Below are 8,662 nucleotides of genomic sequence, written 5' to 3'. Positions count from 1 at the left end.
TTGAAAGAGTGCGTAATAGCTCACTGGTCGAGTGACTCTGCGCCGAAAATGTAACGGGGCTAAACACACCACCGAAGCTATGGCTTGATGCTTATGCATCAGGGGTAGGGGAGCGTTGAATGCGGGTTGAAGGTGTACCGTAAGGAGCGCTGGACTGCATTCAAGTGAGAATGCCGGTATGAGTAACGAAAAGATCTGTGAGAATCAGATCCGCCGAAAGCCTAAGGGTTCCTGAGGAAGGTTCGTCCGCTCAGGGTAAGTCGGGACCTAAGGCGAGGCCGATAGGCGTAGTCGAAGGACAACAGGTCGAAATTCCTGTACCACCGTAATCCGTTATGAGCGATGGGGTGACGCAGTAGGGTAGTGACGCGGACTGATGGATGTCCGTCTAAGCAGTGAGGCTGGTGTGTAGGCAAATCCGCACATCGTTAAGGCTGGGCTGTGATGGGGAGCGAAAATTGTAGTAGCGAAGGTCATGATCTCAGACTGCCAAGAAAAGCCTCTAGCCAGGAGAAGGTGCCCGTACCGCAAACCGACACAGGTAGGCGAGAAGAGAATTCTAAGGCGCGCGGAAGAACTCTCGTTAAGGAACTCGGCAAAATGACCCCGTAACTTCGGGAGAAGGGGTGCCTCGGTAGGGTGAATAGCCCGAGGGGGCCGCAGTGAAAAGGCCCAAGCGACTGTTTAGCAAAAACACAGGTCTGTGCGAAGCCGCAAGGCGAAGTATACGGGCTGACGCCTGCCCGGTGCTGGAAGGTTAAGGGGAGTGGTAAGCCCTTCGGGGCGAAGCTATGAACCGAAGCCCCAGTAAACGGCGGCCGTAACTATAACGGTCCTAAGGTAGCGAAATTCCTTGTCAGGTAAATTCTGACCCGCACGAATGGCGTAACGACTTGGGCGCTGTCTCAACGAGAGATCCGGTGAAATTTTAATACCTGTGAAGATGCAGGTTACCCGCGACAAGACGGAAAGACCCCATGGAGCTTTACTGCAGCTTGATATTGAATTTGGGTACGATCTGTACAGGATAGGTGGGAGCCGTTGAATCTTGAGCGCCAGCTTGAGAGGAGGCATCCTTGGGATACCACCCTGATCGTATCTAGGTTCTAACTTGGTACCGTGATCCGGTGCGAGGACAGTGTCAGGTGGGCAGTTTGACTGGGGCGGTCGCCTCCTAAAGAGTAACGGAGGCGCCCCAAGGTTCCCTCAGAATGGTTGGAAATCATTCGAAGAGTGCAAAGGCAGAAGGGAGCTTGACTGCGAGACCTACAAGTCGAGCAGGGACGAAAGTCGGGCTTAGTGATCCGGTGGTACCGCATGGAAGGGCCATCGCTCAACGGATAAAAGCTACCCTGGGGATAACAGGCTTATCTCCCCCAAGAGTCCACATCGACGGGGAGGTTTGGCACCTCGATGTCGGCTCATCGCATCCTGGGGCTGAAGTAGGTCCCAAGGGTTGGGCTGTTCGCCCATTAAAGCGGTACGCGAGCTGGGTTCAGAACGTCGTGAGACAGTTCGGTCCCTATCTGTCGTGGGCGTAGGAAATTTGAGAGGAGCTGTCCTTAGTACGAGAGGACCGGGATGGACGTACCGCTGGTGTACCAGTTGTTCCGCCAGGAGCACCGCTGGGTAGCTATGTACGGAAGGGATAAGCGCTGAAAGCATCTAAGCGTGAAGCCCCCCTCAAGATGAGATTTCCCAATTAGTAAGACCCCTTGAAGACGACGAGGTAGATAGGTTGGGGGTGGAAGTGCAGTAATGCATGGAGCTGACCAATACTAATCGGTCGAGGGCTTATCCTAAGCATAAAACGCAATGAGTTTCGGATCCAGTTTTCAGGGTGTAACCTTGAAGGTATGTACAAGTGACATACGACAAGCGCATGGCTATTCATTCACACGATAAGTGATGAACCGAATAACCATACGGTAGAATTTGCTCAACAAATTCATGTTTGGTGGCGATAGCGGAGGGGTTCCACACGTACCCATCCCGAACACGACCGTTAAGCCCTCCAGCGCCGATGGTACTTGGACCGCAGGGTCCTGGGAGAGTAGGACGTCGCCAAGCAGAGTTTTATGATTAATATTCCCTGATAGCTCAGTTGGTAGAGCACTCGACTGTTAATCGAGTTGTCACAGGTTCGAGTCCTGTTCGGGGAGCCATATGGAGAGGTGTCCGAGTTGGCCGAAGGAGCACGATTGGAAATCGTGTAGGCGCCAAAAGCGTCTCGAGGGTTCGAATCCCTCTCTCTCCGCCATAATTATTTTATTGTATGGCCCGTTGGTCAAGGGGTTAAGACACCTCCCTTTCACGGAGGTAACAGGGGTTCGAATCCCCTACGGGTCATAAGTAGTATGGAGGCTTAGCTCAGCTGGGAGAGCATCTGCCTTACAAGCAGAGGGTCGGGGGTTCGAGCCCCTCAGCCTCCACCATTTATTTAAATAGCAGTCCCTAATATTATCGCGGGGTGGAGCAGTTCGGTAGCTCGTCGGGCTCATAACCCGAAGGTCGCAGGTTCAAATCCTGCCCCCGCAACCAATTAACTTTTGAATGTAAACTGCTATGGAACTGTGGTGTAGAGGCCTAACATGCCTGCCTGTCACGCAGGAGATCGCGGGTTCGAATCCCGTCAGTTCCGCCATTTTTACAAAGTTATATTACCCTGTTGGGAGCCATTAGCTCAGTTGGTAGAGCACCTGACTTTTAATCAGGGTGTCGAAGGTTCGAGTCCTTCATGGCTCACCATTCATGAACTTATATGTCATGGATATAATGATATTGCGGACGTGGCTCAGCGGTAGAGCATCGCCTTGCCAAGGCGAGGGTCGCGGGTTCGATTCCCGTCGTCCGCTCCATATTTGCGCCCTTAGCTCAGCTGGATAGAGCGTTTGACTACGAATCAAAAGGCCGGGAGTTCGAATCTCTCAGGGCGCGCCATTAACTTCATAAGCCGGTGTGGCGGAATTGGCAGACGCGCGCGACTCAAAATCGTGAGGGAAACCGTGGAGGTTCGAGTCCTCTCACCGGCATCTATTTCGGGATGTAGCTCAGCTTGGTAGAGCACCTGGTTTGGGACCAGGGGGTCGCATGTTCAAATCGTGTCATCCCGATTCAAAAGAAAAGTCGCTGGAAGCAGCGGCTTTTTTGTTATATTAATATCTTTTTGTATAAATCAGTAATCGTCAGGTCACACTAACACAAAAAGTGGGACGGAAGGGATTACTGTGAAGCGATTAAGTTGGAAAAAACAGATGAAACGGCGCTGGAAACAGTGGAGAAGAACAGTGTGGGCTTGTAGCATTTTTGGTGCGGCTTGTTTGCTGGCAGGGTTGGGTATTCTGTTTTCGAATTATTTGCAGGCTATGTTGTCACAGCCACTCGCTACTACCGTCATGGCAGAGGAGAGCGTGGAGGAGGCTTCACATCTCAGTCCAACTGAAGATCACTCTTCACAGACGCAACTATTGCAAAGTATTCGTGCTTCCGGTATAAGCAGGAAGACCCGTCTATTAACCACCTACGTATGTGGTACGGAAACACTTTCCTTGGGAACACTAAGTTCACAGCAGCTAGAGACCTTACTGAAGCAACATCCCGATTGGAAGGGACGACTTAATACCAAAGGAGAGGTGTGGCTGGAGCGCAGGGTGGAAGACTTGTCAGAGTCATGCAAAGAGCGTGGATACATGGGTTTGAGCACTGACGGCCAGCTTACATTGTATGAAGGGCTACCTAAAAGAGAAAAAGTTATCCGCACTTTTTTTCAATTGGATGTGGGTTCCATGGAGACGGCCTTGCCAGAAGGGGTGTATAAACAACTTCAGCAGGGGATCCGTGTACAGGATATAAATGAGTATAACAGTGTAATCTCCACTTTTAGTGACTTTGCCGTGGAGCGAACACAAAGGGTATTAAAGCAGCACTATTGATTACAACTACGGAGACGTTAGGCATTGCCCATGAGGTGAGGCTTGAAGCGTCTCTTTTTATGTTTTTACTCACGTTTAAATTTTTTCCTCTATTAGATACAAAGTTTTGTTATAATGAAAAGAACGACACATATGTTCGCTTTATATGGTATTTGGCTATGATTATATGAAGAATAACGTCTGGCTATTGTTTAGTTACGCCATGTTTGAGCGATAGGGGAGAGATTTTTTTGCGTTTTTTAGGAATTGATCCGGGCATTGCCATTGTGGGCTTCGGATTTGTAGACAAGATTGGCAGCAAGGTAGTTCCTGTACAGTATGGCTGCATCCAGACGGAGGCCCATACACCGGAAGAAGAAAGGCTGCTTCATGTGTATGAAGGCATGTTGCAATTAATAGATAAATATAAACCTGATGCAGTAGCACTGGAAAAGCTCTTTTTTAATCGCAACGTTACAACCGCTATGTCTGTAAGTCAGGCACGTGGGGTGCTGGTACTAGCTGCAAAACAACGTAATTTGCCTATAGGTGAATACACGCCGATGCAGGTAAAGCAGGCTATTGTAGGGTATGGAAAGGCTGAGAAGAAACAGGTACAAGAAATGGTTAGAATGTTTCTAAAGCTTCAAATTGTGCCCAAACCGGACGATGTAGCGGATGCTTTGGCGGTGGCTATTTGTCATGCGCATTCTTATGGACTAAATTCAAAATTAAATGAGGTATTGCGAAAATGATAGATTTCTTGCGTGGTTCTGTAGCCCATTTGGAAAATGAATATGTCGTTTTAGATGTGCAGGGTGTAGGGTACCGAGTATTTTGTCCGAATCCTTACGCGTTCGCCAAAACTGAAGGTCCAGTGGTTATTTACATTCACCATCATGTAAGGGAAGATGCTATTTTACTGTTCGGTTTTCCGACCCGTGAGGAGCAGCAGCTGTTCCGTAAACTGATTGATGTATCTGGTATTGGACCGCGTGTTGCGCTTGGTATTTTAGGAGGCGGTACGCCTGCTCATGTGGTAACGGCGATTTATCAGGAGAATATCACATTTCTCACCAAGTTACCGGGGATCGGTAAAAAGACGGCACAACGTATGATTCTGGATTTGAAAGACAAGCTGGACGGTATTGGCTCGTTGGGAATGGCAACCGGATTGTTTGCTGAGCCTGTCGTAGAAGAAGGCGAAGGTTCATATTGGGGCGAGGCCCGTGAGGCGCTGAAGGCGCTGGGTTACACTGATGCTGAATTGGATAAGGTATGGAGCAGAATGAAGAAAGATGCGAAACCTGATGAATCTGCTGATATTTTGATGAAGCGGGCTTTGCAACTGTTGTTTGCCGGATAGGACGATGATGTCCGTTAACAAATGTCTGGTGGAAAGAGGAGCGATGGAATATGGATGACCGGATTATTTCCGCCAATTTGATGATGGAAGACCAGACGGCGGAGCTAAGCCTTCGCCCCCGTTATCTAAATGAATATATCGGGCAAAATCAGGTTAAGGAAAATCTGAAAGTATATATTGAAGCGGCCAAAATGCGTAAAGAAGCGTTGGACCATGTACTGTTATACGGACCGCCGGGGTTGGGTAAAACAACTCTTGCTAACATTATCGCCAATGAGTTGGGGGTTAATCTGCGTACAACTTCAGGTCCTGCAATTGAAAGACCGGGAGATTTGGCAGCGTTGCTGACCAATCTTCAAGAGGGTGATGTTTTGTTCATTGATGAGATTCATCGCCTTCATCGTACGGTGGAAGAAGTCATGTACCCTGCGATGGAGGATTTTGCGCTGGACATTATGATTGGTAAAGGCCCGAGTGCACGCTCGGTCCGTCTGGATTTGCCACCCTTTACCCTTATAGGGGCCACTACGCGCGCTGGGCTGCTCTCTGCGCCATTGCGTGACCGGTTTGGTGTTATTAGTCGTTTAGAGTTTTATACGACAGACGAGCTGGCTTACATCGTGTCCAGGAACGCGGATATTATGGAGATTGAAATTGTCGGTGATGCGGCAGAGGAAATCGCATTGCGTTCACGGGGGACACCGCGTATTGCCAACCGACTGTTAAAAAGGGTGCGTGATTTTGCCCAGGTTGCCGGAGACGGTATTATTCATTCTGAGTTAGCTGCAGAGGCGCTAAAGAGGCTTCAAATAGATCCACTCGGGCTTGATGAAATTGATCATAAAATGCTTAAGGCCATGATTCATTCATTCCGAGGCGGACCTGTAGGATTGGACACAATTGCTGCAACTATTGGTGAAGAGAGTCAGACAATTGAGGATGTGTATGAACCCTATTTGTTACAAATTGGTCTTTTACAAAGAACACCTCGGGGACGAACAGTGACTCCGGCGGCATATGCCCACCTTGGAATCCCGATGCCAACGGATCCACGGTGATTAGGAAACATGATTCACTTTTAAAAAAAATCATTGCATGGTTACACGCAAGTATGATGAATACGATATCGGCTGACGGATGATTGAGGGAAGTGAGAGTGTAAGTAAGATTCGAGCGGGTTCATATTTTGGTTTATTCCGCCGATGTATTTAGAGGGACAGACAAGGGTCGAGATCCCAATAAATTACGCAATATAAGTGCTAGACAGCTAGATTGGGGGAGCCAGAAATGAGTGGAGAAGCATTTAACCGAAAAAGTATTTTCGGTGCATGGATGGGCCGGGCCAAACGAGCAGCAGCGATTATGGTATTAGCTACAGTGTGCATACCTTGGTCTTCGGGCGTTCACGCTGCTGCCGCCCAAGAGGATATTCGAGTAGTGATTTTTGCGGATCTAGGTAGCAAATATAAAGCGACCGTCCCCGCTGTAACCTTGAAATCATCAGGAGGTCTGAGTGTTGGACAGAACAGTGGAGGCAGTTTTCAAACTTGGATGGGACTGCCAGACAGTACCGCTCGTTTTAGTGTAGACAGCTATCGGGTGAAGGTACTTGAAGGAAATGAAGCAGCGGCGATAAAAGCGGCCCAAGCCCTGCAAAAGACTAATGATAAACCTACGGTTTTTATCGGTTCAAAAAATGGTAGCTCTGTGTATCAAGTGTACGCGGGAACATATGCTAGTGAACAATCTGCGCAGGCTGCTGTACAGCGGATTTCCTCCGCAACCGGAGCGCAGCCCGAGGTTAAGGGAAACAAGCATTGGTCCACAGGAAGCTACGGAAGCGAGCAGGAAGCTAATCTCGTTCGAACGACAATTGCTGCGGCAGGCTTTGATGCTTTTACTGTGATTCAATCAAGGGGCCAGTATGCTGTATGGGTTGGAGAAGAAAGTAATGACAGCAAGCTGTCGGCTTTGAAAACAGAGCTGGAGAGCAAGCAACCAAGACTCACGCTGTCCAAAGTTAATGCTACTCAAACCGGCCTCATTATAAGACAGGAAGCAGGAGTCACGACCGGCTCGCAGGTGATGTCTCATTACATGCTAAGTGGTTCTGATAATAGCAAGGTAACTGTCAATGGCGGTAATAATGGAATACAAGTGATGGAGAGATCACAGCGTACATATCGCGGCCAGATGGAGATTGGCATGACGTCAGGCCAGCTGGCGCTTGTGAACGAAGTTCCTTTGGAGCAGTATTTGTATTCCGTGGTAGGAGCAGAGGTCTATTCCTCATGGCCAGATGAAGCGCTCAAGGCTCAAGCGGTAGCGGCTCGTAGCTACGCGCTTGCCCAAGGCAATCGGTTTCAGATCGGAAATGTAGTAGATGGTACGTTAAGCCAGGCTTACAACGGTAAGAGCTCGGAACATGCCAATGTCAATGAGGCTGTAGATGCAACAGCTGGTGAAGTCATTAAAAGTGGCGGCAAAGTGGTCGAAGCTGTATTTTCATCTAATGCGGGCGGTGTCACAGCAGATGCTTCCGAGGTGTGGAACAGTGGTGGCGAAGCCTTTGCCAGCGTAGACAGCTCGGGGGATACTTCGGCACAAAAAGGAGCACAGGAATGGTATCATGTACTTCTCTCCAGTGGCAAGACAGGTTATATTCGTGAGGATAATGCTAAGGAACTGGAGGGTGTCACAGAAGCGGGGTTAGACAAAATAACCGTCACTGCGGAAAATACAAATGTGCGTCCTATTCCCCAAATCCAATCGACAGTTACACCAATAGCCAAGGCGCAGCCGGGCGAAGAGATAATTGTATTGGAAAAGGTGCCTCAGTCCGGAGACTATGCATGGGTGCGGGGGCCCTTTACGTCAGCTCAGCTTGCTAAATCCCTGCAAGGGAAAGTCACGGGCACAGTGCCTTCCTCTATTAATCACCTCGATGTCACTAAACGTGGTCCATCAGGGCGAGTGTTGGAGGTTGAAGCGAACGGATCCCCTTTGAAAGTGAAATATCCGGATATGTTTCGCTCAGCGATGGGCGGACTCCCGAGCACACTGTTTGATATTGCGAGTACCGGAAGTTATACTGTATTAGGCGCTGATGGGGCTACTTCTCATGTAAGTGGTACACAAGGCACTCAAATCCTGTCCGCATCTGGCAGCAGTACTTCAAGTGGTAACGGGGTGATCGTCATGAATGAAGATCGTCATGCACGGGTCATTGACAAAACACAAAGCTTTATTTTTACAGGTAAAGGAAATGGTCATGGTTTGGGCTTATCCCAATGGGGTGCCAACGGTTTGGCCGAGCAGGGGTATGATTACAAGAAAATTTTGCAACACTATTACAAAAATGTGGATATAGTTAAGGACTGACCAA

At 48.9% G+C, this 8,662-nt stretch carries 5 protein-coding genes, 11 tRNA genes and 2 rRNA genes (1 of these 18 cut by a window edge); all 18 read left to right on the top strand.

Translation table 11 applies throughout. The features are described from left to right. Positions 1–1,802: ribosomal RNA gene (locus KAI37_RS19760) — 23S ribosomal RNA — on the top strand (it extends 1,129 nt beyond the left edge of the window). Between the two features lie 151 nt (positions 1,803–1,953). Then, positions 1,954–2,070: ribosomal RNA gene (gene rrf / locus KAI37_RS19755) — 5S ribosomal RNA — on the top strand. A 19-nt stretch (positions 2,071–2,089) separates the two neighbouring features. Next, a tRNA-Asn gene (locus tag KAI37_RS19750) sits at positions 2,090–2,165 on the top strand. Positions 2,166–2,168: 3 nt separating this feature from the next. Next, positions 2,169–2,260: transfer RNA gene (locus tag KAI37_RS19745), tRNA-Ser, on the top strand. 17 nt (positions 2,261–2,277) lie between these two features. Continuing rightward, positions 2,278–2,349, top strand: a tRNA-Glu gene (locus KAI37_RS19740). Positions 2,350–2,359: 10 nt separating this feature from the next. Beyond that, positions 2,360–2,435 (top strand) — tRNA-Val (locus tag KAI37_RS19735). 29 nt (positions 2,436–2,464) lie between these two features. Beyond that, positions 2,465–2,541 (top strand) — tRNA-Met (locus KAI37_RS19730). A 26-nt stretch (positions 2,542–2,567) separates the two neighbouring features. Continuing rightward, positions 2,568–2,644: transfer RNA gene (locus tag KAI37_RS19725), tRNA-Asp, on the top strand. 28 nt (positions 2,645–2,672) lie between these two features. Then, positions 2,673–2,748 (top strand) — tRNA-Lys (locus KAI37_RS19720). A 35-nt stretch (positions 2,749–2,783) separates the two neighbouring features. Next, positions 2,784–2,858: transfer RNA gene (locus KAI37_RS19715), tRNA-Gly, on the top strand. Positions 2,859–2,863: 5 nt separating this feature from the next. Then, positions 2,864–2,940 (top strand) — tRNA-Arg (locus KAI37_RS19710). A gap of 12 nt (positions 2,941–2,952) precedes the next feature. Continuing rightward, positions 2,953–3,032, top strand: a tRNA-Leu gene (locus tag KAI37_RS19705). A gap of 7 nt (positions 3,033–3,039) precedes the next feature. After that, a tRNA-Pro gene (locus KAI37_RS19700) sits at positions 3,040–3,113 on the top strand. 114 nt (positions 3,114–3,227) lie between these two features. Then, positions 3,228–3,932 carry a BofC C-terminal domain-containing protein gene (locus KAI37_RS19695; RefSeq protein ID WP_071642557.1) on the top strand — a complete coding sequence of 235 codons (705 nt, stop codon included), beginning with the start codon at positions 3,228–3,230 and terminating at the stop codon, positions 3,930–3,932. A 230-nt stretch (positions 3,933–4,162) separates the two neighbouring features. After that, positions 4,163–4,666, top strand: a complete 504-nt coding sequence (gene ruvC, locus KAI37_RS19690) for a crossover junction endodeoxyribonuclease RuvC (protein WP_220030071.1) — start codon at positions 4,163–4,165, stop codon at positions 4,664–4,666. Beyond that, positions 4,663–5,277, top strand: coding sequence for a Holliday junction branch migration protein RuvA (ruvA, locus tag KAI37_RS19685; RefSeq protein ID WP_076294393.1), 615 nt, complete (start codon positions 4,663–4,665; stop codon positions 5,275–5,277). The genes ruvC and ruvA overlap by 4 nt, the downstream gene beginning before the upstream one ends. Before the next feature lie 50 nt (positions 5,278–5,327). Next, entirely contained in the window at positions 5,328–6,335 is a 1,008-nt protein-coding gene (gene ruvB, locus KAI37_RS19680) for a Holliday junction branch migration DNA helicase RuvB (RefSeq protein ID WP_013372650.1), read from the top strand. Between the two features lie 229 nt (positions 6,336–6,564). Further along, complete coding sequence (locus KAI37_RS19675; protein ID WP_220030070.1) at positions 6,565–8,658, top strand: SpoIID/LytB domain-containing protein; 2,094 nt, start codon at positions 6,565–6,567, stop codon at positions 8,656–8,658. Positions 8,659–8,662 lie beyond the last annotated feature (4 nt).

The organism is Paenibacillus sp. S25 (genome assembly GCF_019454085.1).
Classification (GTDB): domain Bacteria; phylum Bacillota; class Bacilli; order Paenibacillales; family Paenibacillaceae; genus Paenibacillus; species Paenibacillus polymyxa_B.
The sequence above is the reverse complement of the archived record's forward strand: the minus strand, read 5'-3'. Positions and strand labels throughout refer to the sequence as shown.

What these genes read in the sequence shown, in the direction of transcription:
- ruvA (WP_076294393.1), top strand. Translation starts at nt 4,663, where the DNA reads ATGATAGATTTCTTGCGTGGTTCTGTAGCCCATTTGGAAAATGAATAT.
- ruvB (WP_013372650.1), top strand. Translation starts at nt 5,328, where the DNA reads ATGGATGACCGGATTATTTCCGCCAATTTGATGATGGAAGACCAGACG.
- KAI37_RS19675 (WP_220030070.1), top strand. Translation starts at nt 6,565, where the DNA reads ATGAGTGGAGAAGCATTTAACCGAAAAAGTATTTTCGGTGCATGGATG.